Origin of the sequence: Corallococcus sp. AS-1-6, assembly GCF_020037015.1 — a bacterium.
Taxonomy (GTDB): domain Bacteria; phylum Myxococcota; class Myxococcia; order Myxococcales; family Myxococcaceae; genus Corallococcus.
Genome location: NZ_JAIQDE010000005.1, coordinates 330,304 through 354,478, shown reverse-complemented (window position 1 = coordinate 354,478; position 24,175 = coordinate 330,304). Strand labels below are relative to the sequence as shown.

Genomic DNA, 24,175 nt, shown 5'->3' with positions numbered 1-24,175 from the left:
ACGTCGAACGTGCGAGTCGGGTGGATCATCCTGGGGATGGGGTTGTGCGCGGGAGCGGCTCGCGCGGAGTGGACCTACATCCAGACCCAGGCGGGGACCCCGAGGGACGTGACCGTCTTCCGGCCCGGCTTCTTCGCCGTGGCGACCGACGGCCAGCTCTACGTGTCGCGCGATGGCGTCGTGACGACCGTGAACGTGGGCATGGCGGGCAGCTTCCTGCGCGGGGCCAACTGCGTGGTGGGCATCCGTCTGGACGGGACGCTCCAGAGCGTGGGCGGCTGCTCCCCCACGGATGACGGCAAGCGCCTGTTCCCCGACGACGGCAACGACTACGCGGTGCGCGCCGTGCGCGTCACGGCGGACGCGGGCGTGGGCTACGCCGTCGCCGCCGAGGGGCCCTTGCAGACGCCGCAGTTCCGCAGCTCGCTCCTCCCGAAGGAGGGCACGGCCGAGTGGGGCACCCTGACGACCCCGCCGACGGACCTGGGCGCCCAGCCGCAGCTCGCGGTGCTGCCTCCCCAGTCGGATGGGCTCCCCCAGGCGCTGTTCTCCGTCTCCGCGACCAAGGCGAACTTCCTCTGGTACCGGGGCACGGGCGCGGTGTCCTACATCGCCACGGGCATCGCCGCTCCGAACTGGGCCCGCAGCGTGGCCCTGCTGCCGGGCCCGGTGGCGGATCAGCCGCTCGCGTTCTTCGGCAACGATTCGGGGCTGTTCCGGGGCACGCTGGGCGGCTCCACCTATCCGTTCGATCCCATCCTGCTGGCGCCGGGTTCGGTCGACGCGCTCGCGCTCGACGTGGCGAGCGGCTCCAGCGCGGGGACGGGCTTCGGGCTGCTGCTGCTCAAGCAGAAGTCGGACGGCAAGGTGGCGGCGTACAGCGCGGAGCCGGTGGTTCCGCCCGCGCTCCCGGGCACGTTCTGGCGGCAGAACACGGAGCTGCCCGCGGGCATCACCCACTCCGCTTCGCGGATGGCCTGCGCGGACGCGTCCTACTGCGTCGCCATCCTCGACGGGCCCGCGCAGAACGTCCTCATCTACCGCAACGCGAGCCCACCCACCGTGAGCGAGCTGCCCGCCAGCATCAGCGTCGACGAGGGGACGACCCAGGACGTGCAGCTCAAGCTGCGCGATCCGGACGGCGACGCCGTGCGGCTGTCGGCCACGGTGCGCGCGCCGGGCAGCCCCATCACCGTCGTCCCGTCACCGCTCGACTCGCGCGAGGACAGCGGGCTCAAGCTGACGCTCACCGCGCCCTCGGGCATCTGCGCGTCCCAGACGTCGTTCCTGGACGTGGTGGCTTCGGACGGCCTGCTCGCGCACGACACGCCGAAGGCGGTGTCGCTGGTGCTGAACCACACCGTGAAGCCGGGCGCGCCCCAGGTGGCCGTCAACGCGGAGGACGGCAACGACTTCTTCATGGGAGGGCCCTCCGGCACCTTCACCGCCACGCGCGGCGCCACCGGCTGCGAGCCCGTCAGCTACACGTGGACGACGCCCGCCGGGGCACCCAGGCTGGACGCGAAGGCGGGCGTGGCCACGTTCACGCCTCCCTCCACCCGGGAGGACCGCTGCATGCCGGGCACGGCCGCCTTCGACTACGCGGTGCGCGCGAGCGACGGCGAGCTGGAGTCCCCGTCCACGACCGTCCCGGTTCGACTCCATCCGTGGGGCCCCCCCGAGGCCCCGTTCAGCAGCGCCGCGCGTGACGTCTTCTCCGGCGCGGCCTTGATTCCCCAGGCGACCCACCTGTGCGGAGGCTCTCCCGGGACGCCAGGGCTGCCGCCAGTGTCCACGTTCTGGTCCGTCCTGGAGAACCCCGCGAACGTGTCGGTGACGGCGCTCCAGGGGAACGACCGTCATCCCGTGGGACAGGACCCCACCGAGGGCAACTCCGTGCTGCTCGCGGGGGCGACGTGCGTGGACACCCTGAAGCTGAAGCTGCGCGCCTTCAACCGCATCACCGTGGACGGCTTCGCGCTCGACAGCCCCGCGTCCGACGTGGAGGTCGCGGTGAAGCCGCGCTGGGTGCCCCTGGAATCGGTGAGGACCCTGGTGGAGCTGGCCCCCGCGGAGGAGCGCATGCTGCGCGGCCACGTGAAGACGGATCCGCCGCTCAACTGCACGGGCATGCGCCCCCTCACCACGGTGGTGACGCTGGAGGACCCGGCCGACCCCGGCAAGGTGTTCGACACGTGGACGTCCACCGGCGGCGGAGGCGACTTCGCGCTGGACCTGCCCCCCACGTGCGGCAGCGCCCACTACACCGTGCGGGCGCGCGTGCACGAGGCCCTGGCCGAGGGCGCCGTCATGGCGCCGGAGGCGACGACGGACTTCTCCCGCCTGGCGCGCGACGTGGTGCTGGGCGAGCTGAGCGGTGAGCTCATCGCCACCTGCGGCGTGGGCGCCCGGGGCACGCTGCGCCAGACGATCCCGGAAGGGGCGTGCTCGGCGGTGGACCTGACGTGGGCCCGTGGCGGAGGGCCGGAGCTGGAGCCGCTCGTCGCCGAGGGGGACTCGGTGTCGCTGGCCACGGTGGACACGCAGTTGGAGTCCCTGGTGGGTGAGCTCGTCACGCTGAACGTGTCGGCCGTGGGCGAGGGCGCCAGCGGGGCGGCGCGCGAGCACTCGGTGCGCATCGGCGCGCGGCCCTTCGTGACGGTGGAGCGGCGCACGGAGACGGGCGAGGGCATCAACGCCGGCCAGGTGGGCGTCACGGTGACGCTGCGCAACGACACCGCCTGCGACGTGAGCTCCATCCGCTACCAGGAGACCGTCACGGGCGCGCAGTGGGTGCCCCAGAGCGTGACGTTGAATGGCCGGCCGGTGACGCCGGCGGAGGCGTCCGCGCAGCACTTCGCGGTGGAGCCGGTGCCGCTGCCCGCGGGCTCGACGGCGAAGCTCACGTACGTGGTGCGCACGGCGCTCCTGGCTCCGCCGAAGTACTCGGGCACGGCGTCGCTGCGCGAGGTCGTCGTGTCGCGCGCGGAGCCGCCGCCTGACTCCACGTCAGGGTGCGGGTGCTCCGGCGGGGGCTCGGGCGTGACGGCGTTCGGGCTGGGCGCGCTGGCGTGGGCCGCGCGGCGGCGGCGGGGCGTCAGAGCCCGAAGCTGATGCGCTGGCGGCGGTTGGGCGTCTGCTGCCGCTCCTCCAGCACGCCGGACAGCTCCAGGCCGCGCAGGGTGGACAGGGCCTCGCGCTCGGACAGGTCCGTGAGGGCGAGCAGGTCCTCCACCGTCTTCGTGCCGTCCGCGAACGCGAGCAGCATCGCCTGGGGCCCCGCCAGCTTCAGCTCGTGCAGGCCGTAGGGCGGATCCGCCGTGGGGAACAGGCGGCGTCCGGGCGCCATGCGCTGGCGCAGCGCCACCAGCGTCTCCGTGCGCGCGACCCCCTCCAGGATGAGGTCGCCGGGGAAGAGCGACAGCGGCACCAGGTCCGCGCGCTGCGGCCGCATGGGGCTGAAGCCGTAGCCGCCCTCCGTCCACGCGAACGTGGACCAGAGGATGTCCTTCACCTGCTCCTCCAGGAGCTGGCGGCGCTGCTTGGGGCTCAGCAGGCCGCGCTTGAGCAGGGCGTCGCCGGTGCGCAGCGAGTGCTCGCGCGCGTAGCCCGTGGCCTCCGCGAGCTGGGCCTCCGTGAGCGCGCCCTTGCGCAGGCAGAAGCGGCCGAAGCGCTCCGGGGCCAGGTTGGAGGCGGCGTACACCACGCGGCCCGCCTCGAAGTAGACGACCTTGAGCACGGTGCCCTGGCGCAGCTTCAGCTCGCCGTGGTGGCGCGCTTCGTAATAGGCGTTGAGCAGCCGCGGCACCGACGTGTGCGCCAGGTCTCCGCCGAGCGACCACTCCGGCAGTTGGCGCCGCTGACGCACGGGCGCGGGCGCGGCCTCCGTCCACACGGCGTCGCGCTGCGCGAAGGGCAGGGGCAGGGCCTCCGATACGCCGGGGGCCTCTTCCGGGGGCGCGGGTTCGGCGGGCTCGGGCGGGGAGAGGACGGACGCGAGCGCGGGGTCCTCCGCGGGCGGCTCCTGGACCAGCTCCTCCAGGACGAGCAGGTCCACCTCGTCGAGCAGCTCCCCGTGCGTCACGGGCGGCACGCCCGCGGCCTCCTCCAGCGCGCTGATGACGACGTCCAGCTCGAAGGGCTTCTCGAAGAAGGCGCAGGCGCCGTGGACCTTCATGGCCTCCTGGGCGAAGCGGTCGCCCTTGTAGACGCCGCTGACGGCGATGGCGGGGATGCCGTGCGCGCGCAGGGCGCCCAGCACCTCGCTGCCGCGGATGTCCGGCAGGAGCAGGTCCACCAGCGCGGCGTCGAAGCGCGAGTGGGGGCCCAGCGCCTCCAGCGCGGACTCGCCCGTGAAGACGGTGAGCGCCTCATGGCCCCGGGTCTCCGCGACCGTGGCGATGAGGGAGGCGAGTTCCTGGTTGTCCTCCACGATGAGCAGTCGCGCCATGGGCCGGCAGACCCTACCATCAACTCCATGACGGACGTTCAGGGCTTCCACCACGTGGCGATTCAGGCGAGGGACGTCGAGCGCGTGACAGCGTTCTATCGGGACCTGCTGGGCTTTCCGGAACTGAAGCGCCACCTGCGGGAGGACGGCACCCTGCGGAGCGTCTGGGTAGGCGTCCCCGGGGGCGCCTTCCTGGCCATCGAGGCGGTGGACGGGACGCCGGAGGTGGTGCCCTTCCGCCATCCGGCGCCGGGGCTGCTGATGCTCGTGTTCCGGATACCCCGCGAGGCGCGGGGTGGGGTGGTGGAGACCTTGGCCCGCGCGGGTGTGCCGTTGGAGCACGAGACGCGCTGGACGCTCTACGTGAGGGACCCGGAGGGCAACCGGGTGGGGCTGAGCCACCATCCGGACGACTAGGGGCGCGTGCCCGGCCGGGTGCTTGCGGAGGGTCACGGGGCATGGCTACAAGCGGCCCCATGCGCCTGGGTGAACTGCTGGTGAAGGACGGCCTGGTGTCGGCGGCGGGGCTGGAGGAGGCGCTGGAGTCGCAGGTGGTCCACGGCGGCCGGCTGGGGACGAACCTGGTGGAGCTGGGGCTGTTGTCCGAGCAGGACCTGGCCAAGGCGCTGGGCCGGCTGCACAACTGCGCCTACGCGTCCGGGGAGATGGTGCCCGACCCGAAGGCCGTGGCGCTGGTGAACCCCAACGAGGCGGACGACAAGGAGTACCTGCCGATGCGGGCGGACGCGACGCGGTTGAGCGTCGCGGTGGTGAACCCGCACGACTTCACGACGTTGGACGCCATCGCGTTCAAGACGGGCAAGCGCGTGGTGCCGGTGGTCATCCCGGAGTTCCGGATGAACCAGTTGCTGCGGCGGCACGCGAAGGCGTTCCGGCAGTTGCGGGCCATCGACATGAACGCCGTCCGCCCGAGGCCCGCGAAGGGCGCGGCGGCGGAGCTGCAGAAGGCCGCGGAGCGCCCGCCGGACCTGATGAGCGAGGAGGAGTTCCAGTCCGTCTACGCGCAGGCGCTGCGCGGCGGTTCGGACGCGGAAGCGGACGTGCTGGAGGGGGAGATCATCATCACCGGCGAGGAGGTGGTGGAGGCGCCCGTGACCGCGCCGCCCCAGGGCCGGCCCGCGATGCCGGCGCAGGCGCGTCCCACAGCGCCCGTGCCGCCGCGAGTGGACATCCCCGCGCACATCGCTCCGTCCGTCCCGGCGCAGGGAGTGCCCGCGCAAGCGGCCCGTGCCGCGAGCACGGCGGGGCAGGGCGCGGCGAAGCAGGGAGTGCCCGCGCACGTCGCGGCGCAGGCGGGAGCGCAGGGCGTGCCCGCGCACGTCGCGGCCCAGGCCGGTGCGGCGGGCGCGATGCCTCCGGGAGCCGCGCCGACTCCGCCCGTGGCCGCGAAGCCGGTGGCCCCTCCTCCCACGCCGCTTACGTTCCCGGAGGCCCAGGCGGAGCTGGGACGCAGCTCGGACCGCGAGGACGTGGCCCGCACGGTGCTTCGCTTCGCCATGGGCAAGTGGCGCCGGTGCCTGCTGCTGTCCGTGCAGGGCAACCTCGTCACCGGCTGGCACGGCATGGGGCAGGGCGTGAGCGACGAAGGCGTCCGCCGCATCGGCGTGCCGCTGCGGGACCAGAGCACGTTCCGCCTCGTGCGCGACCTGCGCTCCCACTTCGTCGGCCCGGTGAAGCGCGACGCGGCGATGGGCATGTTCTACCGCCTGATTGGCGGAGGCTTCCCCTCGACGGCGGTCATCCTGCCGCTGCTCGTGCGCGGCAAGGTGGTCCACCTGCTCTACGTGGACAACGGCGCGGAGCAGTTCACCCCGCCGGACGTGGGCGAGCTGCTCATCCTCTCCCAGGGCGTCGGCCGTTCGTACGAAGCGATGATGCGGCGTCGCAAGAGCGCGTAGCGCGGCCCCGCGCGAAGGCTCAATCGCTGCCGGTGGACCGCTCCGGCGTGCGGGTCAGTACGGGCAGCGCATCCGGACGGTCCCACAGGACGAAGTGGCTGCACCCGTCCAGCTCCACCACCTTGAGCCCCGGCATCGCGCGCCCGGCGCTCTCCCGCATGGACGCGGACTCCAGCACCCGGTCCTTCCCCGGGACGAGCAACGTGCCGCGCCGCACGTTGCCGAACAGGGACGCATCGCGTGCCTGGCTCCACGCTTCGATGTCCCGCAGGTTGGCCATCATCGTCGCCACCCGCCTGGGGTTGAACGGGAAGGCCATGATGAGCTCGCGTTTGCGAGCATTCTCCAGCGGCCCCCACGCGCCCCGGTTGTGCTTCGCGATGGGCGCGAGCCGCCACAGCGGGATGAGGAACGGCAGCAGCCACAACTGCGAGGGCGTCAGGCTCCGGTAGGGGCGGGCCTGCGGGAGCACGGGCGCCTCCAGCACCACCTCCACCCGTTCGAAGAGGTCCGGCCGCAGCTTCGCGGCCTCCAGCACCACGGCGCCTCCGCGCGAATGTCCATGGACGCGCACGACGTCCGTGCGGGGCAGGTGCTCCAGGGCCTGCACCAGCACCGCGGCGTCATGGGCGATGGTGCCCTCCGGCTCCACCGGCACCTTCGCCCAGGGGGCGGACGCCTCGCGAGGGTCGGTGATGGGCAGGTGGTAGTCGCAGCTCGTCAGCAGGATGAGCTGGAGGTCGGGCTCGCGGTAGTGGTGCGTGAAGTAGCGCATGTCCGCCACGAAGCCGTGCATGACGATGACCGTGGCGCGGGGCTGCTCGCAACGACGCTCCGCGATGACGGCCTTGCCCACCCGGTAGACGTGTCCGTCGAAGGGCTCGCTCGCGCGGGGCGTGCCCACCCGGTGCATCAACCACCAGCGCGCGGTGGGCACCAGCACGGCGGCGCCAGCGAGGACTCCAAGAGCGACGAACATGCATTCACCCGGGGCGGGAAGGGCAGCCGTGCCTCGCGGCGGACGGTCCCGTCACACAGCGGCCATCATAGAGGGGAAGGCCTCGCGCGCCCTACCTGACGACGCTGAGGGTCCGGATCTGCGCGTTGATCCACGGGATGTAGTTGGAGCCCCACTGTCTCGAAGGGGGCCTGCTCGGCCTCCAGACCACCGCACCCGAGAAGACCGACCGCTACGACGACTCCGCTCATGAAGCGCATGCATGCTCCTGTTCAAGTGCGGAGCGGGACCGCAATCTGCGTGCCGCGTTCATGCGCCCTGGACGTGCGACGGCCCGTCGCCGTGTGGCATGGCAGCGGAGGTTCATGACGCGTCAGCGGATGGCCAGACTCAGGGGGCCATGGGGAGGAGCGCGTCGCGTGCGAGGTCCCTGGAAGGCCCGCGCACCACCAGCCTGCGGGCCTTCTGGAACAGCGGCACGGGCGGATCCTCCACCACGTACACTCCCCAGTAGTACTCGCCGGGCGCCAGGCCGGGCAGCACCACCTGTTGAGGACTGCCCTCGCGCGCGAGCACCGGCTGCCGCAGCTCCCGGTCGCGCGCGACGACCAGCCGGTATCGCGGCGCTCCACCCGTGGACTGCCACGCGAAGACCAGGTCCTCGGAGGCCGAGCCAGCCGGGGCCACGTAGCCATCGCGTGGCGTGACGAGCAGCCCCCGGGGCCGCTGGCGCTCCACGAAGATGCGGCGGGCGAAGCCGGGCTCACTGGGCCGTCCCTCCGCGTCCAGCGCGGCCACGCGCCAGACGAACATGCCGGGCTCTGGCGGGACGAACGTGAAGTCCGAGCCCTGCACCTGCGCATCCACGATGCGTTGGGTGAAGCCCAGGTCGCGCGCCACCAGCACCTGGTAGCTCCGAGCGCCCTCCAGCGGCCTCCAGCTCAACGGGATGCGCAGCTCCGGACTCCACGCGATGCGCGCGTCCACACCCGGGGAGAGGCTGGTGGGGAAGGGCGGCCCGTCGTGTTCGGCGTCCTCCAGGCCGCGCGCGACGTCCAGCCAATTGCCGGCATCGAGCGTGCGGCGGTGCGCGCCCTCGGACAGCAGCAGCCGGCCTCGCGAGACGCTGAGGTGCATGCCGCGCGGGGTGCGGGTGACGCGGAACTCCGCGGGGCCGGCGTGCGCCTCCACCGTGAGCGCCACCTGCCGCCCGTTGTCTCCGCGAAGCACGAGCGGCCCGTCTGGCGGCGCGTCCTCGGGCAGCAGCCCCCGGGCCGTGCCTGACTCCAGCGCCACCACCGAGCCGCCGCCCGCCGGGGCCGAGGGCCGCTCCACCCTCACCACGGTGCGCTCCTCCAACTCGATGCGGCCACCGCCCCGAAGCTCGATGCGCGTGGACGCGTCCGGCCCGGTACGTACCCAGTCGCCGGAGCGGAACGTGGCGCCCGCCTCGAACGGCTCCCAGTACGCGTTCGTCGTGCGCAGCGTTTCGACCGGGCCGCGCGCGACAGCGCAGGTGGCCACGATGGCGGACAGCTCCCGCGATACGGCCTGCCCCGCACCTTCTTCGTCCGAGGTCCGCGAACAGCCCGCGACCATCAGAAGCAGGACGCACCCCAAGGCACTTCGACGCGGAGATCCCGACGCTCGCATGACCTCATGCCTACGGAAACCCGACGTCCGGCGGATCTCCAGCGACGCCGCGCCCTCATGCGCAAGGGGCAGGCTCATCGCCCCAGCCACCCCAAGGGCGTCTTGCCAGCCGGTTCGTCCAAGAACCGGCTCCGGCCGCGCGCAGTGCTCCGCTCCGGTCGCCGCGCCCGCATGGGGAGCGCTCATCGCACCCTCCAACCCGAAGGGGTCCTGCGCAGCTCCTCCTCCAAGAACCGAAGCTGGACGCGGGGCGCGCTCCGCTCGGGTGCCGCCTCCAGCGCGGCGCGCAGGTGCGCCATCGCCTCCGTGAGGTCCCCTCGCTGCGTGGCCTCCGCCGCCAGCCGTTCGAACGCATCTGCCAGCGCCGCCAGTCTTGAGCGCACGCGCGGATCCTCGGGCCGCAGCGCCCGCGCGGCCTGCAACTGCGCCAGCGCCGTGTCCTCCCCCGCGCCCGACAGCTTCGCCACCGCGATGAGCCGGTCCGCTCGGGACAGGCGCCCGGCCAGCTCCACCTCCCGCGCGCGCAGCGGCCACAGCAGCGCCGCGCCCGTCGCGCAGAGGACGGTGAGCGCCAGCGCGCCCCACCGCAGCGCGGTGCCATGCCGCGCGACCGCCAGCTTCGCGGCCACCGGGATGCGCTGCTCCACGGCGACGCGCCACCGGCGGTAGCGTGGGAACGCGTGCGGCCGGTCCCTGCCCCGCGCGGTCCCCATCAGCACCTCCGTCTCGCGCCGGGTCCGGTCCAGGGCTTCGCCGAACAGCTCGTGCATCGTCTGCACCAGGTCGAAGGGCGGCAGCGCGCTCCGCACGCGCTCCAGCGCCTGCCGCAGCACCTTCGCGCTGGGCGCCCGGGAGGACGGCTCCGGCGCGGTGGCCCACTGCACCAGCCGCTCCAGCTCCGGCGTCACCTGGAAGTTGAAGTGCGACGGCTTCAACAGCCCGGGCGGCCCCTCCGTGCCGCCGGCGGCCTCCGACGCCCGGTGCAGCGTGAGCAGCTCGTAGAGCACCAGCCCCATGCCGTGGATGTCCCACGCGGGATCCGGTCGCCCTCCGGCGGCCTGCTCCGGCGCCATGTACGCGCGCTTGCCCACCACCAGCAGATCATTCCCGCTGGCGATGCTGGCGGACGCCACCCCCATGTCCACCAGCTTCACCTCGCCGTGCAGCCCCACGAGCACGTTGCCCGGGCTCACGTCACGGTGCACCAGATGCAGCGGGCGCCCGTCCAGGTCGCGCTGCCCGTGCAGGTACTCCAGCGCCTTGCCCAGCTCGATGGCGATCGACACGGCCAACGCCACCGGCGGCGGACGCCCGCGCTGCCGCAGCGCCTGCACCAGGTCCGCGCCGTTGCGGCCGTGCACGTACTCCATGGCGATGAAGGGGCGGCCCGCCGCGCTGCCCACGTCGAACACCTGGATGACGTTGGGGTGCTGCAACGTGGCGCTCAGCCGCGCCTCGGTGAGGAACAGCTCCGACAGGCGCGGGTGCCGCGCGTACTCCTGGAACACCAGCTTGAGCGCGACCAGCTTGTCCACGCCCTCCACCATCGTGCGCCGGGCGAGGAGGACCTCCGCCATGCCGCCCGCGCCCAGCCGCTGGAGCAACTGGTACGGCCCGAACGCGTCGAACGGCCGCAGCCCGCCCTGCCACGCCTCCGGGTCGCGCGCGTGCAGGAGCTCCAGGTGCGAATAGTCATTCAGCGCGGACGCGCCATCCACCGTCGAGCGCGGCCGGATGCCCACCGGCGTCGGCTCCTCCCGCCATGACGCCTCGTTGCCTCCGGGCGCACCGTCGGACGTGCTCGCGGCGGGCGTCCCCACCGCCGAGGGCGCGGGCGGCTTGCGAGGGCTCAGGGGCAGCGGAAGGCTGCCCGCGTCCAGCGCGACGAACTTCACGAAGTAGCCGCGCACCCAGCCGGACACGCCGTGCTCCATCACCCGAACGCGGCCGGAGACGGCGGGCCCGTCCCCCAGGAAGGCCACCTGGAGCGCGAACTCCGTCCCGATGGGCCGTGGCGTGTCCGCGGGAACGAAGAGGCCGTGCTCCGTCATGCTCTTGCACAGCCGCGCGCGCGACTCCGGCGCATCCGCGAACGGCAACCGGAACAACCGGCCCTTCTTCTCTGGCAGCTTCACGCCGGTCCTCCCCCTTGGATTGACGGTGCGCTTCGCGTCACGGCCCGCGTCGCGTCACGGCGAAGCGGTCAACGTCACCTGGATGGGCTCTGGCCGGTCGCCCACCATCACCTCGGCCCGCCACGTGGCGTGGCCCTCCAGCCGGACGCTCACCTGGTGGACTCCGGGCGAAAGCGGCAGCAGCGTCCCCAGGTGCCGCGCGAGCCCCATCGCGCGGCCGTCCACGAAGACGCGCGCGCGGTCCGGCATCACGTCCAGGCGCAGCCCCGTCGTCACCGGCCGCTCCACCCGCGCCGCACGGGGCGCCGGCATCGGCGGGCGGATGGACTCCACCCGCAGGGCCGCCAGGGCCTCCACGTCCCGCGACACGGACGCGCGAGCACAGGCGCAGGTACCAGCCAGGAGGAACGTGATGAGCAGACGTCTCGCATGCGGAGGCATGACAGGGATTGGAGCGCGAGCGCGGGGGCCTCCGTCAAGGCACCGGCCCCCGCGTCGCAATCGCTGTTCCCACCCGTACAAGCCGGTGAAAGCAGCGCTCCCGGAGGTGTCTTCCAGACCCACCGGTCCGGGTCATTTCCGTGAGGGAGGCTGGGATGTCTCCAGGTGGACGGATGGCCTCCGTCCCAAGGCGTGTGTCCCCGCGCGCGGGCGTGACGGTGCGTGTGTGCCGGGCGACCTGGGAGGTGGCTGGGTTTGAGAGGCATTGCACCCGGGTCCGGGTCCGGGGGGATCCACGCATGTCAGACGGCACCCGTAGCCTGCGACACGTTCCAGCCCGACTCCCACCCATGACGACCCGACATCCCATGCCCGCCACCGCGCCACGGACACCGGCCCCGTCCCCGCCACCCAGACCCTTCACCTCCGCGCGGGACGGGCTCGTGCGCCGTCAGCCCCAGCGCTTCGCGGACATCCGGCCGCTCAAGCTGGAGGACTTCGTGTCCGGCACGCCGCGCCAGCGGGAGTCCTTCGCGCGGAGGCTCATCACGCACCTGTCCGAGCGCGGCTTCTTCTACCTGGAGCGCCCCACGGCCCTGCTGGAGCGCCACGCCCTGGCGGGGAGCTACGAGCGCTACGAGGCGACCTTCCAGCACGCGCTGCTGGCGCACCCGTACCTGCACGCGCTGCTGCCCGCGGCCACGGTGTTCGAGACGGGCTACAACGCCACCTGGTACCCGGAGTCGCCGGTGGTGCGGCAGCCCATCGAGGCCTTCATGGCCAAGCCCGCGACGTGGACGGTGTTCCGCCGCCGCGTGGTGCCGGAGCCGGTGCGGGAGCTCCTGGAGGCCTCGGAGGACGCGTATGACGCCTGCCACGCCGTGGGCGTCGTGCTCCTGGAGGCGCTGGAGCTGGGCTACGGCCTGCGCCCCGGGGGGCTCACGCGGCTGTTCCGCCGCCGCACGGAAGGGGCGGTGCGGTTCGTGAAGTACCACGCGCCCAGCACCGCGCGGCGCAGGCGGGAGGTGGTGGCGCACGCGTCGGAGCCGCACGCGGACAAGAGCTTCTTCACCTTCAACCTGGGGGAGTCCCGGCCGGGGCTGGTGTGGCTGGACGGGAACACGCCGCGCCTCATGCCCAACGACGCGGGGCACTGGCTCGTCACCTCCGGCCGCTTCTCCGAAGGGCTGACGCGCGGGCTGGACGCGCCGGTGCGGGCGTTCCGGCACACGGTGCACAACGACGGCGAGCGCGTGGTCATCCTGGGCTTCGTGACGCCCGAGGGCGACCTGCACGACCTGCCGCTGGACGCGTGGCCCGCGCCGCCGCTCGCGGGAGGCCCCCGTGGCTGAGCGCTCGCGCGACGCAAGGGACGAGGGGCCGGAGCACGTCTTCTTCTCCCCGCACCCGGACGACGTGGCGCTGGGGGCGTACGCGAGCCTGCTCGGCGTGCCCCGGGGCATCGTGCCCACGCTCGTCACGGTCTTCTCCCAGAGCTGCTGGGAGTTCGTGCTGCCGGTGGACCCGTCGCGGGCCATGGCGGTGACGTCGCTGCGGATGGGCGAGGACCGGAGGTTCGCGCGGGCGCACGGGCTGGACCTGGTGCACCTGGGCTTCCGCGACACCAGCCTGCGCACGCCACCGGGCGGCCCCTCGGAGCCGGAGGAGGCGCGGGCGGCGCTGGCCTCGCGCGTGCTGCTGGCGCTGGGCGAGGTGCTGGCGAGCGTGTCCCGGGACGCGGTCTGCTACGTGCCGCTGGGCATCTCCAGCCACGTGGACCACCTGATGGTGCGCGACGCGGTGCGCGCCCTGCGCGGCGGGCACAACGTCGTCTACTACGAGGACCTGCCGTACTCCGCGCACCACCCGGAGGATGAGATCGTCGACTACGCGTGGGCGCTCGGGCTGTCCCCCCGGTGCCTGGACGTGACGGGGCTGTGGCCCGCGAAGCTGCGCGGGCTGTCCTTCTACGCCAGCCAGCTCGAGCCCCGGACGCTGCCCGCGGTGGAGGCGCACGCGCGGCGGCTGGGCGCGGGCCGGGGGATGGCCGAGCGCGTCTGGACGGTGGCGCCATGAGCGCGCGCGAGCCGTGGGCGGAGGGGGACCTGCTGGTGCACCTGTCCTATGAGGCCACGCGCACGGTGGGCGGGATGGGCGTGGTGCTGGAGCACCTGCTGTCCGAGCCCGAGTACCGGCGGGCCTTCCCGCGCACGCTGCTGGTGAGCCCCACGGTGCGGCCGTGCGGCCTGGGGAGCTACGCGCCGGAGGAGTCGCTGGCGCGCGACCTGGAGGCGCACGGCGAGGTGTTCTACAGCGGCCTGCGCCGGGACAACCCGGAGCGGTGGGCGCGCGTCTTCCAGCCGGTGGAGGCACGGCACGACGTGTCGTTCATCTACGGGCGGCGCGACGCTCCGGGCGGCCCGGTGGAGGTGCTGCTCGTGGACCTCACGGACGTGCTCCGGGGCTACCGGGTGCGGATGGGCACGCTGCCGGGGTTCCTGGCGCGGCTGCACACGCTGCTCGGCGTGGACCTGCCGTTCGACTGCCGGGGGCCGCGTCCGGCGGCGTGGCGGGGGCTGTCGCGGGTGTGGCGCCAGCGCTTCGGCACGCGGCTGGGCGCGGCGCCCTGGGTCAACCGGCTGTTCCGCAAGGCGGTCCGTCACGGCCTCATGGACGCGCCCGCGCTGGACCATGACGCGATGCTGGCCATCGTGCTCGCGGAGCCCGTCTTCGACGCGCTGGAGCGGCTGCGCCCCAAGGACGGAGCGGGGACGGTCATCCTGGCGCAGGAGCACCTGTCGCTGCCGCTCGCGTACAAGGCGCTGCTCGACGGGCGGCGCTGGTGCCGCACCGTGTACTACGCGGGCGAGGTGCGCACGCCCCGGGTGCTCGTGGAGTACGGAGAGGGAGGGCAGGGCGCGTCCGACGCGCGCTTCTACAACATCCAGCGCCTGGGGCTGGAGCAGGGGCGGACGCTGGACCAGGTGTACCCCGTGGGCACCTGGCCCAACTTTCAAATCCTGCGCAACGGCCACCTGTGCGACCGCGTGGGCGCGGTGAGCGCGTCCGTGGCGGACGAGCTGCGGTTCCTGGACGCGCGCTACGCGCTCCAGCCGGTGACGGTGGTGCCGCACGGGCACCGGCCCGTCGACACGGGCTGGGACGCGAAGGAGGCCTCGCGGGCGAAGGTGCTGGCCCACGCGCGCAAGGCGTGGGGCAGGGACTTCCGCCTGCTGCTCACGCACATCGCGCGGGACGAGGTCTGCAAGGGGCTCTGGCGCGACGTGGACGTGTGCGAGCACCTGGCCCCGCGGCTGCCACCGGAGCGCAAGCCCGCGCTGCTGGTGATGGTGACGGAGTGGAACGAGGCCGAGCCGTCCGACAACCTGCGCGGCCTGAAGGCGCGGGTGGACGCGTTCAACGCGAAGGACACGGGCCTGCACATCGCGCTGGTGAACCAGCCCACGTGGCCCGAGGGCCTGGACTTCACGCGCGACGACCTGCACCGCGCCACGGACGTGTCCCTGGGGCAGTCGCTGTATGAGTCCTATGGCCTGGCGCAGTTGGAGGCCCTGGGCTGCGGCGCCATCTGCGTCATCTCCGGCGTCAGCGGCGCCCGGCGCGCCCTGAAGGCCGTGTGCGAGCGGCAGGGGCTGTCGGAGGCCGCGCATCCGAACCTCGTGGTGTCGGATCCGGTGGCGGATGCCCGGGCCGCGGCTCTGGCGGACTCGGTGGAGGGCTGGAAGGCGCTGCCCGCCAGCGTGCTGCGGGAAGAGGAGCTGCGCACCGCGGAGCGCGTGGCGGAGGAGGTGGTGCGCCGCCTGCCGCGCGACGCGCACGAAGGCCGCCTCCTGCTCGCGACCGGCTGGGCGCTGTCGGAGCGACTGCGCTGGGAGCTGCTCATCCGCGAGCAACTGCTGCCGCTGCTGCGCTTCCCCAAGGAGGCGGCGGAGGAAGCGTCCGACTGGAGCGCGGCCCATGGCTGAGCCCCACGCTCGCCGTCACGTGAAGCCGGGGCCGTGCTTCTGGAGTGCGCGGCGCCCAGGACCCATCCCTTTCAGAGTGGAGCGCGGAACATGGCTGAGAACGAGCAGGCCCCGGCGCTCATCGTCGTGGCCCACCCGGAGGACGCGGTCCGGCTGTTCAGCACGGTGGCGCCGGGAGCGGACCTCGCGGTGGTGACGGAGGACGGGAGCGCCGGCCGGGAGCTGGAGGCCGTGGGCCGGGCCCTGGGCGCGAGGAGCACGCACCTGTTGCTGTCCCCGTCGGAGGTGGGGCCGTGGTGCCGCGAGCAGCGCATCCGAGGCGACACGCGCGTCTACACGCACAGCCCGCAGGAGGACGCCCCGCTGCACCGCGAGGTGGCGCTGCTCGTCAGCCGCGTCTTCGAGCGGCTGTGGGTGCCCGCCACGGGCGCCAGGCCCACGGCCTGCACGGTGCTGGACGACGCGGCCTGGCAGCGCAAGCTGGCGCTGCTCAACTCCCTCTACCGGGAGCGCCCGGACGGCGCCTCCTCCGGCGCGTGCACGGACCCCGTGCGGGACGGGCCCGGCATCGAGGCCTTCACCCGGGTGCGGGCCGGGGACGTGGTTCGCGCCCTGTCCCTCACGAAGCCGGAGGTCTTCGCGGAGCTCGTGGACCCCTGGGGCTTCGCCCATTCCACGTACGAAGGCGAGCGCTTCGCCCTCACCGCGAAGGTGCTCGGGGCGCTGCGCCAGGAGGGACCGCCCCGGCGCGTGGTGGACGTGGGCGCCTGCGAGGGGATGATGACGGAGCACCTGCTGGCGCTCTTCCCGGACGCGACCCTCCAGGCCGTGGAGTCGGAGCCCCGCTTCGTCGCGCGCCTGCGCGAGCGGCTGGGGCGCCACGCGCGCGTGCGCATCGTGGAGGCCCGCGCGGAGGACGTGGCGCTGGACGCGGACCTGGTGCTGCTGGCGGAGGTGCTCTACTACCTGTCCGAGGACGCCAGCCGGAGCCTGCTGGACCGCCTGCGCGCGTCCCACCTGCTCACGTCCTACGGCGGAGGCTTCGGCGCCCAGGTGCACGCCGCGCTCGCCGCGCGCGGCTGGAGGTGCGTCCGGTCCGCGACACTCCCGGGCCGCGTCGAGCCCGTGGACGGCGCCTCGAGCCCGCTGCTCGTGCGCCGCGCGGGCACCGAAATCCGGCTCTGGAAACGGTGATAACAAGAATTCAGGGTGGGGAGCCCCGGCTCGCCCGATGGGCGGGGGCGCTTCTCTCCCGGAAGGGGACGACACCTGGGTTTGTCGTCATTCCAGGTATCAGGTTTGTATAGCCTTGCCTGCTTGAATATGCGTTGCCATTGGCACGGGAACTCTTCAGCATGACCGTGCATGGCCTCCCCGGTTGTTTCGCATGACTCAGCGGATGCCCCGGCCCGGGCGTCCCCTGAGGCGGGTCTGAAACACGGCGCGCTCCGGCGCCGGGCGCTGCCGTGGTTGGTGGGCGGCTGGCTCGTGGCGAGCGTGCTGGGGTTGGGGCTCGTGTGGTCTCACGCGAACGCGGCGGGGCTCGCGGCCACGCCCCCTGTCCGGCTGCCGGAGCGGTTCGCGCGGGCGCCGGGCACGTGGACGCTGCTCGTCTTCCTCCACCCCCAGTGCCCGTGCTCCCGCGCGACGCTGGCGGAGCTGGCGAAGCTCCTGGACCGGCACGGCGCGCGGCTCTCCACGCGCGTGTTCGTCTGGGCGCCGCGTGAGGCCCCGCCGGGCTTCGAGCGCTCGGAGCTGTGGACGCGCGCCGGGGCCCTGCCTGGGGTGGAGGTGGTGGCGGACGTGGACGGGCAGGCGGCGCGCGAGCTGGGCGCGCGCACCTCGGGACAACTGGTCCTCTTCTCGCCGGACGGCGTGGAGCGCTTCAGCGGGGGCATCACCCCCGCGCGAGGCCACGAAGGCGACAGCGCGGGGGGCAGGGCCCTCCGGGCGCTCCTGGATTCGCAGGTCTCCAGCGCCGCCCCCGCGCCTGTTTTTGGCTGTGCCCTGGAGACACCCCCCGCCTCCGCCGGTGATGACACGTGATGAGAATCCAGTTGTCCGAAGCCGCCGTGTCCGAGCGCGCGAACCAGTTGTTCGCCGCGCAGTGTCTGTCATTGGGCCGGCGGACCGACCGGACCTTCGTGGTCCTGATGGTGTTGCAGTGGCTGGGCGGCGTCGCCGCGGCGGTGTACCTGTCGCCCCGGGCCTGGGAGGGCCTGGAGAGCACGACCCACTCCCACGTGCTGGCCGCGGTGGGGCTGGGCCTGGTGCTGGGGAGTCTGCCGGTGGTGCTCGCGCTCACGCGGCCCGGCCGTGAGTCCACGCGGCACGTCATCGCGGTGGGGCAGGCGCTGATGTCCGGGCTGCTCATCCACCTGATGGGCGGCCGCATCGAGACGCACTTCCACATCTTCGGCTCGCTGGCGCTGATTGCCATCTACCGGGACTGGAAGGTGCTGCTCACCTTCAGCGGCGTGGTGGCGGCGGACCACTTCCTGCGCGGCATGCTCTGGCCGGAGTCCATCTTCGGCATGCACGCCCGCGAGTCCTGGCGGTGGATGGAGCACACCGCGTGGGTGGTGTTCGAGGACATCTTCCTCATCGCCTCCTGCGTGCAGGGCCAGCGCGACCTGAAGGAGGCCGCGCGGCGCGAGGCGCAGTTGGAGCTGTCGCGGAGCGCGGTGGAGGAGCAGGTCGTCCGTCCGCTGATGGGCTCCGCGGACGCGCTGCGCGACTCCGTGCGGACGCTGACGGAGTCCACCCGCGAGCAGCGCCAGGAGCTGACGCGGCAGGCCCGCGCGCTGGAGGAGACGCGGGTGACGGCGGAGGAGATCCGCCAGACCTCGCTCGTGGCGTCGGCGCAGGCCGAGCGGGTGCTGGAGGCCACGCGGGAGGCCGGGGACGTGGGCGCGGCGGTGGAGGAGGCCATCGGCCGGAGCGTGGAGGGGCTGGCGGACCTGCGCGCGCAGACGGCGGACCTCTCCGAGCGCGTCCAGGGGCTCGCGACGTACACCGAGCGCATCGCCGGCATCACCCGGACGGTGCAGGACCTGGCGGACCAGTCCAACGTGCTCGCCATCAACGCGGCCATCGAGGCGGCGAGGGCCGGGGAGGTGGGCCGGGGCTTCGCGGTGGTGGCGCGGGAGATGCGGGGCCTGGCGTCCCAGTCCGTGACGGCCACGCAGCAGGTGCGCGCGGTGCTGGAGGACACGCGCTCCCGAATCCAGGGGGTGGTGGATCTCACCCACCAGGGCGGCGAGCGCATGGGCCGGGGCATCGAGACCATCCGCGCCTCCGGCGAACGGCTGGGCATGCTGTCCGGGCTGGTGAAGGGCAACGCGGACTCCGTCCGCCAGATCTCGGCGTCGGTGAGCCAGCAGTCGGCGGGCGTGTCGCAGATCTTCAACGCCGTGTCGGACCTGAACGCGGTGATGCAGGCCTCGGTGGCCCGCGTGGAGGCCACCCACGCGGCGGCGGACCGCCTCCAGCAGGTCACCGACCAGGTCCACGGCGTCATCGCGCTGTATCAAGAGAGGACCTGAACGGTCACCGACACGCGGCCCGTCTTGGAGTACATGGACGCCATGAACTCCAGACTCCGTCGTTTTCTGTCGTTTTCCTCGGTTCCCCTCCTCCTGAGCTGCGGCGCCGCCGCGGTGTCGGACACCCCGGCCGAAGCGCTGGCGGTGCAGGCGCAGGAGCTGGCCACGGGCACGCCCGCGGGCATCGGGGTGGTGCTGTTCCTCAACGAGTACTCGCTGAGCTTCAACGTCCTGGACACGCAGGTGCCGCTCAACTCGCAGGCGGCGCAGAGCATCATCAACTACCGCTTCGGGCCGGACGGCATCCCGCACACGGCGGACGACAAGCGCTTCGTCTCCATCGAGCAGGTGGACGCGCTGCCCTACGTGGGGCCCGCGGCGCTGACGGCGCTGGAGACGTACGCCCGGGGCACGGGCCGGGTGGAGCTGCCGGTGGACGGCTGGGTGGGCACGTTCCAGGGCGTGTCCTTCAACGTGGCGGAGGCCCGCCGGGTGCTGGCGGTGGTGAACACGCAGCCGCTGGCGGCGCTGCAGTCCACGTACAACGTGCCCGCTGCGGCGGCGAACGCCATGGTGGCGGCGCGGCCGTTCTACGACATCCTCAAGCTGGGCCGGCTGCCGTCCGTGGACGCGACGGCGCTGCAGAACCTCAAGACGGCCACCCTGCAGGGCGAGGAGGGCGACCCGTGCACGGGCGCCGGGACGTGCGGGCCGAACCTCCACTGCGAGGGCAAGCCGTATGACGGCTCCAGCGCCTACGGCCGCTGTGTGACGACGGTGAGCATCCCGGGCGACGGCGCGTCGTGCTCGCGCTTCGTGCCGTGTGAGGAGGGGCTGGCGTGCCACGGCCTGGACTCGGGCGCGACGGAGGGCTGGTGCCGGCCGGCGTGGATGTCCGGCGAGTTCACGGCGTACGCGGACCTGACGCTGCAGGGGAACACGACGCCGCAGACGGCGACGCAGCCGGTGGTGGGTCTGGCGACGGTGCCGGAGGACATCACGGTGGAGCTGGACCTGGCGCACAACAACCCGTCCAAGCTGGTGCTGACGCTGGAGGATCCGGGCGGTGAGACGGCGCTCCTGTGGGACGGCCCCAACGAGGGCACGCCGCCCAAGCGCATCCCGGTGACGCGCGGCATCCCGCGTGACGGCTCCGTCAACGGCCTGTGGAAGCTGCACATCGTCAACCCGTCGGGCGTGGGCAACGGCACGCTGCGCGAGTGGAAGCTGAAGCTCACCAGCCGCTGGGACTGACGCGCGTCCTTCGAGCCCCTCGAAGGATGCGTTGACGCCCGCGAGCCCCGTGCTCGCGGGCGTTCTATCGGGGAATCCAGGCGACGCGACGGACGAGACCGGCCGCGACGTCATCGAACGGGGGGGCTCCACCTTCGCGGGCGAGGAGTGAAGACATGCATCCAGTGACAGGGAACATGGGGCCGCCGCTCGTCGCGGGGGTCGTCTGGTATGCCATTGGACGCTTCTACGAGGCGCTCGATGGCACGGTGCAGGACGTGGGCTACTTCGCGCACCTGGGAGGCGTGGAGGGGCCGCTCTTCAACGGGCCGCCGGGGGAGGCCACGGCCTTCTTCACCTTCCGCGCCGAGCCCTTCACGCCCCAGCACCTGACCAACGGCGACCTCACCGTGGCGTTGGATCCGGTGGGCCGCTTCACGCTGTATTTCAACCCGGAGCCTTGCGGAGACTTCTCCGCGCCGGAGAGCTTCGCGGTGGGCCAGCCCATCGCGACGCTCCAGCGCCTCTCCACGGTGGTCGGGACGGCGGTGGGGCCGCTCTCCAGCAACCTCTTCTCCGCAGTGCTGTGCTCCAGCGAGGACTTCGTCTTCCGGGGCCGGACGTGGAACCTGGGGCGCTTCCTGCCTCGCGGCATCACCCAACTGGGGACCGGAAGCACCGCCGCGCTCCAGCCGACGCCCGAGGGCTACCGGAGCGTCACGGCCTTCGTCGGCACGGCGATGGCGCTGGGCGGTGAAGTGCGCGCGCCATGAGCTCCCGCCGGAAGGGGGTCTTCCTCGTCCTCGGCGTGCTGGCCTGTTCGTGCCTGGGCGTGGTGGCCGTCAACACGGTCCGCCACTTCGTGCGCTTCGGTCAGCGCGCCCGCGCGGCCGAGTGCAGGTCGAACCTGCGGGCCTGGTACAGGCTCCAGCGCCGCCACTTCCAGGACACGAAGACCTACGAGCCCGTCTTCGCGAGGGTGGGCTTCGCGCCCGAGCGGGGCAACCGCTACGCGTACTTCGCGGGCCGGGGACCGATGGAGCTCCGCGACCGGGAGCGAAGCGAAGCTCCAGAGGGAGCGGTGGCCATCGGCGCGGATACCTTCCAGTTCACCTACCTGCGCCCCTTCGACGTGGAGGCGCTTCCTCCGTCGTTGAAGGCCCGGCTCGGCGTCTCCGGCACGTGCCCCGCCTGCGCCATCACCCTGGCGTGCGTGGGGAACACGGACGAGGACGCGACGCTGGATGTCTGGGTCCTCTCCACCGGAGCGCTGGACCTCCAGGACGTGGACGGAGAGGCAGCCGGGCCCGGTGTCCCCGTGCAGCTCGTGGACGACACGAGGGACTGACGCCCCGGGGGGGCGTAGCGGAAGGGCGGCCGGTATCAGCTCAAGGGGAACGCGGGGGGCACCATCACCCGCTGCGACAAGCCCTCGGCGTTCGACCTGACCTGGGAGATGAACGGCGGCATGAGCTGGGTGACGGTCCGCCTGTCGCCGGAAGGGAAGGGCACGCGGCTGACGCTCGAGCACATCGTGCACTCGGCGGACGTGGAGCAGTTCTGGAGCCAGTTCGGTCCTGGCGCCACGGGCGTGGGCTGGGACCTGGGCTTCCTGGGGCTGGGCCAGTACCTGGAGACGGGCAGGGACGTGGCCGCGGAGGCCGCTGCGTCCTGGGTCGCCTCGGATGAAGCGAAGGCCTTCATGCGCGCCAGCGCCCAGGCCTGGGCCGACGCCCATGTGGCGGGCGGTGAGGCGCCGGACGTGGCTCGCGGGATGGCCGAGCGCACGGCCGCGTTCTATACAGGGGGCTGATGCACGCCTTCGACGTCCTCGGCGATCCGGTCCGCCGCCGCATCCTGGAGCTGCTCGCGGAAGGCGAGCACGCTTCGGGCGAGGTCGTGGACGTCATCCAACGTGAGTTCGGCATCACGCAGTCCGCCGTCTCGCAGCACCTGAAGGTCCTGCGGGACAACGGCTTCGCGACGGTGCGGGTGGATGGCGCGCGGCGCCTCTACGCCGTGGACGCCGCGCCGCTGGCGGAGGTGGACGCCTGGTTGGAGCGCTTCCGGGCGTTCTGGACGCCGAAGCTGGACGCCCTGGCTACAGAAGTCGCGCGGGGGAAGAAAAAGCGGGGCGAGTAGGGCAGGCGACCTCCGCGGCCCACGCCGTGTCGCTGGACGCGGCGTGCCGCCCTCGGCAGCTTCTCGCTCCGGCTCCCTTCCCCCTGGAGCCCAAGGAGTCTCACGGATGAAGCTCAAGGCGCTCTGCATCGCCGTATCGCTGCTGGCCGTCCCGGGCGTGGCCTCCGCGCAAAGCCCCTTCGATTCAATCAAGAAGGCCGCGGGTGACGCCGGCAAGTCCACCGTGGAGAAGCGCGTCAACACGAAGCTCACGGAGGAGGGCCGCAAGAACCAGTGCAGCTTCAAGACGGGCACCGCCGAGCTGGCCCCCGGCTGTGACGCGAAGCTCAAGAAGCTCACCAACGCGCTCGTGGACGCGAAGAAGCAGCTCGTCGCCGCGGGGGTCAAGAGCTACAAGTTCGAGGTCTCCGGTCACACCGACTCGACGGGCGACGCCGCGAAGAACAAGGCGCTCAGCGAGCAGCGCGCGGAGGCCATCGTCAAGGAGCTGATCGCGCGAGGCATCCCCCGCAACGAAATCACCGCCGTGGGCTATGGCTCCGAGCGCATGCTGGTGAAGCCGGACAACACCGAGGCGAAGAAGGCGCAGAACCGCCGCTACGAGCTCCAGGTCCGGCTGTAATCCCTCGCGGGCCGTGACGAAGGGCGGCGCCGGTGGCGCCGCCCCGTCACTCAGGCCTTCACCGCCTCGATGATGCTCGTCCCGCTCTGGGTGGGGATGAGGCGGTGGACCTTCCAGGCGGTCGCGCCGAGCAGCGCCTGGAACTCGTTGTAGGTGCGCTCGCGTCCGTTGGCGACCACCAGCATGTTGAGGTCCATCAGGTGGGTGATGTCGGGCGTCCGGTTGTCCGGGATGACCATCTCCACCACGAAGAGCCGAGCCCCGGCGGGGGCCGCCTCGTGGAGCCGGCGCAGGAGGGTGGTGCAGGCGTCATCCTCCCAGTCGTGGAGGATGTGCTTGAGCAGGTAGGCGTCGGCGGCGGGGATGCCGGGCTCGAAGAAGTTCCCGGTCACCACCTCCACCCGGCTGGCGAGGCCCCGGGACGCCAGGACGGGCTTCGCGCTCTCGGCGACCTGGGGCAGCTCGAAGAGGATGCCCCGGCAGGAGGGATGGGCGCGCAGCACCTGCGCGAGCAGGTCGCCGTGGCTGCCCCCGATGTCCGCCACGCGGGCGAAGGCGGAGAAGTCGACGTGCCGGGCCACCTGGCTGGACACCATCTCGGACCAGTCCCCCATGGACCGGGCGAAGTGCTCCGCCTCGTCGGGGTTCTTGGCGAAGTGCTCCCAGATGTCGGAGCCCAGCGCGGCCTGGATGGGAGCGCTCCCGGTGCGGATCGCCTCGGTGAGCTGCCCCCAGGGCAGCCAATGCGAAGGGCTGCTCTGGATGATGGCCAGCTCCCGCAGGGAGCCAGGGGTGTTCGAGCAAAGGCCCTCGCCCATGGGGGTCAGGGCGAAGGTCCGCTCGGCGAAGGCCACGAAGAGGCCCGTGGCGAGGCCGGCGCGCATCAGCCGGAACAACGCCTCTGGGTGGACGCCCAGCTCGCTCGCGAGCGAATCACTGTCACGGGCCCCATCCGCGAGCAGGTCCGCGATTCCCAGACGGGCCACGGTGCCAATGACCTGGGTGCGCCAGTAGCTGGTGATGGCCAGGTGGAGCTGCTGCGTAGGGGAAGGACTCTCGCCATGCGCGTTTTCCATGGCGCGAGTCTACCG

20 protein-coding genes and 1 pseudogene are annotated in these 24,175 nt (G+C 72.7%); 15 read left to right on the top strand and 6 right to left on the bottom strand.

Features of this window, described 5'->3' with window-relative positions; all coding sequences use genetic code 11:
• Positions 1-9: 9 nt before the first annotated feature.
• Entirely contained in the window at positions 10-3,114 is a 3,105-nt protein-coding gene (locus K8612_RS09970; protein ID WP_223762110.1) for a hypothetical protein, read from the top strand.
• On the opposite strand, the gene K8612_RS09965 is transcribed toward K8612_RS09970, so the two are convergent.
• Positions 3,098-4,450 (bottom strand): response regulator, encoded by a 1,353-nt coding sequence (locus K8612_RS09965; protein WP_223741929.1) that lies wholly within the window; start codon positions 4,448-4,450, stop codon positions 3,098-3,100. The genes K8612_RS09970 and K8612_RS09965 overlap by 17 nt on opposite strands.
• A gap of 27 nt (positions 4,451-4,477) precedes the next feature.
• Between K8612_RS09965 and K8612_RS09960 the strand changes: the two genes are divergently transcribed.
• Both K8612_RS09960 and K8612_RS09955 read left to right on the top strand, forming a co-directional pair.
• Entirely contained in the window at positions 4,478-4,867 is a 390-nt protein-coding gene (locus K8612_RS09960) for a VOC family protein (protein WP_223741930.1), read from the top strand.
• Positions 4,868-4,926: 59 nt separating this feature from the next.
• Positions 4,927-6,369: a general secretion pathway protein GspE gene (locus tag K8612_RS09955; RefSeq protein ID WP_223741931.1), complete on the top strand. Its 1,443-nt coding sequence runs from the start codon at positions 4,927-4,929 to the stop codon at positions 6,367-6,369.
• A gap of 19 nt (positions 6,370-6,388) precedes the next feature.
• Here K8612_RS09955 and K8612_RS09950 read toward each other — a convergent pair whose 3' ends face one another.
• The 4 genes from K8612_RS09950 to K8612_RS09935 form a co-directional block, all read right to left on the bottom strand.
• Complete coding sequence (locus tag K8612_RS09950; RefSeq protein ID WP_223741932.1) at positions 6,389-7,348, bottom strand: alpha/beta fold hydrolase; 960 nt, start codon at positions 7,346-7,348, stop codon at positions 6,389-6,391.
• A gap of 369 nt (positions 7,349-7,717) precedes the next feature.
• A complete protein-coding gene (locus K8612_RS09945) occupies positions 7,718-8,926 on the bottom strand; it encodes a hypothetical protein (RefSeq protein ID WP_223741933.1) in 1,209 nt (402 codons plus the stop codon).
• A gap of 236 nt (positions 8,927-9,162) precedes the next feature.
• Positions 9,163-11,115, bottom strand: coding sequence for a serine/threonine-protein kinase (locus K8612_RS09940; RefSeq protein ID WP_223741934.1), 1,953 nt, complete (start codon positions 11,113-11,115; stop codon positions 9,163-9,165).
• A 54-nt stretch (positions 11,116-11,169) separates the two neighbouring features.
• On the bottom strand, positions 11,170-11,556 hold the full coding sequence (locus tag K8612_RS09935) for a PEGA domain-containing protein (protein WP_223741935.1): 387 nt from the start codon (positions 11,554-11,556) through the stop codon (positions 11,170-11,172).
• 443 nt (positions 11,557-11,999) lie between these two features.
• Between K8612_RS09935 and K8612_RS09930 the strand changes: the two genes are divergently transcribed.
• The 12 genes and pseudogenes from K8612_RS09930 to K8612_RS09875 all read left to right on the top strand — a co-directional run bounded on the left by K8612_RS09930 (position 12,000) and on the right by K8612_RS09875 (position 23,084).
• On the top strand, positions 12,000-12,908 hold the full coding sequence (locus K8612_RS09930; RefSeq protein ID WP_223762109.1) for a hypothetical protein: 909 nt from the start codon (positions 12,000-12,002) through the stop codon (positions 12,906-12,908).
• The gene (locus tag K8612_RS09925) at positions 12,901-13,632 is read left to right on the top strand and encodes a PIG-L family deacetylase (RefSeq protein WP_223741937.1); all 732 of its coding nucleotides are present in this window, start codon (positions 12,901-12,903) and stop codon (positions 13,630-13,632) included. Before K8612_RS09930 ends, K8612_RS09925 begins: the two co-directional genes overlap by 8 nt.
• Complete coding sequence (locus K8612_RS09920; RefSeq protein ID WP_223762108.1) at positions 13,629-15,542, top strand: glycosyltransferase; 1,914 nt, start codon at positions 13,629-13,631, stop codon at positions 15,540-15,542. The genes K8612_RS09925 and K8612_RS09920 overlap by 4 nt, the downstream gene beginning before the upstream one ends.
• A gap of 90 nt (positions 15,543-15,632) precedes the next feature.
• Positions 15,633-16,736, top strand: coding sequence for a class I SAM-dependent methyltransferase (locus K8612_RS09915; RefSeq protein WP_223762107.1), 1,104 nt, complete (start codon positions 15,633-15,635; stop codon positions 16,734-16,736).
• Between the two features lie 171 nt (positions 16,737-16,907).
• Positions 16,908-17,588: a RedB protein gene (locus tag K8612_RS09910; protein WP_223762106.1), complete on the top strand. Its 681-nt coding sequence runs from the start codon at positions 16,908-16,910 to the stop codon at positions 17,586-17,588.
• Complete coding sequence (locus K8612_RS09905; RefSeq protein WP_223762105.1) at positions 17,588-19,087, top strand: methyl-accepting chemotaxis protein; 1,500 nt, start codon at positions 17,588-17,590, stop codon at positions 19,085-19,087. The genes K8612_RS09910 and K8612_RS09905 overlap by 1 nt, the downstream gene beginning before the upstream one ends.
• Positions 19,088-19,129: 42 nt before the next feature.
• The gene (locus K8612_RS09900) at positions 19,130-20,341 is read left to right on the top strand and encodes a proprotein convertase P-domain-containing protein (protein WP_223762104.1); all 1,212 of its coding nucleotides are present in this window, start codon (positions 19,130-19,132) and stop codon (positions 20,339-20,341) included.
• Between the two features lie 155 nt (positions 20,342-20,496).
• Entirely contained in the window at positions 20,497-21,093 is a 597-nt protein-coding gene (locus K8612_RS09895) for a hypothetical protein (RefSeq protein WP_223762103.1), read from the top strand.
• Positions 21,090-21,668: a fimbrial protein gene (locus K8612_RS09890; RefSeq protein WP_223762102.1), complete on the top strand. Its 579-nt coding sequence runs from the start codon at positions 21,090-21,092 to the stop codon at positions 21,666-21,668. The genes K8612_RS09895 and K8612_RS09890 overlap by 4 nt, the downstream gene beginning before the upstream one ends.
• Positions 21,669-21,698: 30 nt before the next feature.
• Positions 21,699-22,133 (top strand): annotated as a pseudogene (locus tag K8612_RS09885) (SRPBCC domain-containing protein); the annotation flags it as partial.
• Positions 22,133-22,462: a helix-turn-helix transcriptional regulator gene (locus K8612_RS09880; RefSeq protein WP_223762101.1), complete on the top strand. Its 330-nt coding sequence runs from the start codon at positions 22,133-22,135 to the stop codon at positions 22,460-22,462. The pseudogene K8612_RS09885 and the gene K8612_RS09880, both read left to right, overlap by 1 nt.
• 106 nt (positions 22,463-22,568) lie before the next feature.
• On the top strand, positions 22,569-23,084 hold the full coding sequence (locus K8612_RS09875; RefSeq protein WP_223741946.1) for an OmpA family protein: 516 nt from the start codon (positions 22,569-22,571) through the stop codon (positions 23,082-23,084).
• Between the two features lie 50 nt (positions 23,085-23,134).
• Here the strand turns inward: K8612_RS09875 and K8612_RS09870 are convergent, their stop codons facing one another.
• On the bottom strand, positions 23,135-24,160 hold the full coding sequence (locus K8612_RS09870; protein ID WP_223762100.1) for an acetylserotonin O-methyltransferase: 1,026 nt from the start codon (positions 24,158-24,160) through the stop codon (positions 23,135-23,137).
• Positions 24,161-24,175: the final 15 nt, after the last annotated feature.

Excerpts from the sequence above, each read along its gene's own strand:
- K8612_RS09875 (WP_223741946.1), top strand. The coding sequence starts at position 22,569 with ATGAAGCTCAAGGCGCTCTGCATCGCCGTATCGCTGCTGGCCGTCCCG.
- K8612_RS09920 (WP_223762108.1), top strand. The coding sequence starts at position 13,629 with ATGAGCGCGCGCGAGCCGTGGGCGGAGGGGGACCTGCTGGTGCACCTG.
- K8612_RS09950 (WP_223741932.1), bottom strand. The coding sequence starts at position 7,348 with ATGTTCGTCGCTCTTGGAGTCCTCGCTGGCGCCGCCGTGCTGGTGCCC.
- K8612_RS09915 (WP_223762107.1), top strand. The coding sequence starts at position 15,633 with ATGGCTGAGAACGAGCAGGCCCCGGCGCTCATCGTCGTGGCCCACCCG.
- K8612_RS09955 (WP_223741931.1), top strand. The coding sequence starts at position 4,927 with ATGCGCCTGGGTGAACTGCTGGTGAAGGACGGCCTGGTGTCGGCGGCG.
- K8612_RS09960 (WP_223741930.1), top strand. The coding sequence starts at position 4,478 with ATGACGGACGTTCAGGGCTTCCACCACGTGGCGATTCAGGCGAGGGAC.
- K8612_RS09910 (WP_223762106.1), top strand. The coding sequence starts at position 16,908 with ATGGCCTCCCCGGTTGTTTCGCATGACTCAGCGGATGCCCCGGCCCGG.
- K8612_RS09870 (WP_223762100.1), bottom strand. The coding sequence starts at position 24,160 with ATGGAAAACGCGCATGGCGAGAGTCCTTCCCCTACGCAGCAGCTCCAC.
- K8612_RS09900 (WP_223762104.1), top strand. The coding sequence starts at position 19,130 with ATGAACTCCAGACTCCGTCGTTTTCTGTCGTTTTCCTCGGTTCCCCTC.
- K8612_RS09890 (WP_223762102.1), top strand. The coding sequence starts at position 21,090 with ATGAGCTCCCGCCGGAAGGGGGTCTTCCTCGTCCTCGGCGTGCTGGCC.
- K8612_RS09945 (WP_223741933.1), bottom strand. The coding sequence starts at position 8,926 with ATGGTCGCGGGCTGTTCGCGGACCTCGGACGAAGAAGGTGCGGGGCAG.
- K8612_RS09935 (WP_223741935.1), bottom strand. The coding sequence starts at position 11,556 with ATGCCTCCGCATGCGAGACGTCTGCTCATCACGTTCCTCCTGGCTGGT.
- K8612_RS09965 (WP_223741929.1), bottom strand. The coding sequence starts at position 4,450 with ATGGCGCGACTGCTCATCGTGGAGGACAACCAGGAACTCGCCTCCCTC.
- K8612_RS09895 (WP_223762103.1), top strand. The coding sequence starts at position 20,497 with ATGCATCCAGTGACAGGGAACATGGGGCCGCCGCTCGTCGCGGGGGTC.
- K8612_RS09880 (WP_223762101.1), top strand. The coding sequence starts at position 22,133 with ATGCACGCCTTCGACGTCCTCGGCGATCCGGTCCGCCGCCGCATCCTG.
- K8612_RS09905 (WP_223762105.1), top strand. The coding sequence starts at position 17,588 with ATGAGAATCCAGTTGTCCGAAGCCGCCGTGTCCGAGCGCGCGAACCAG.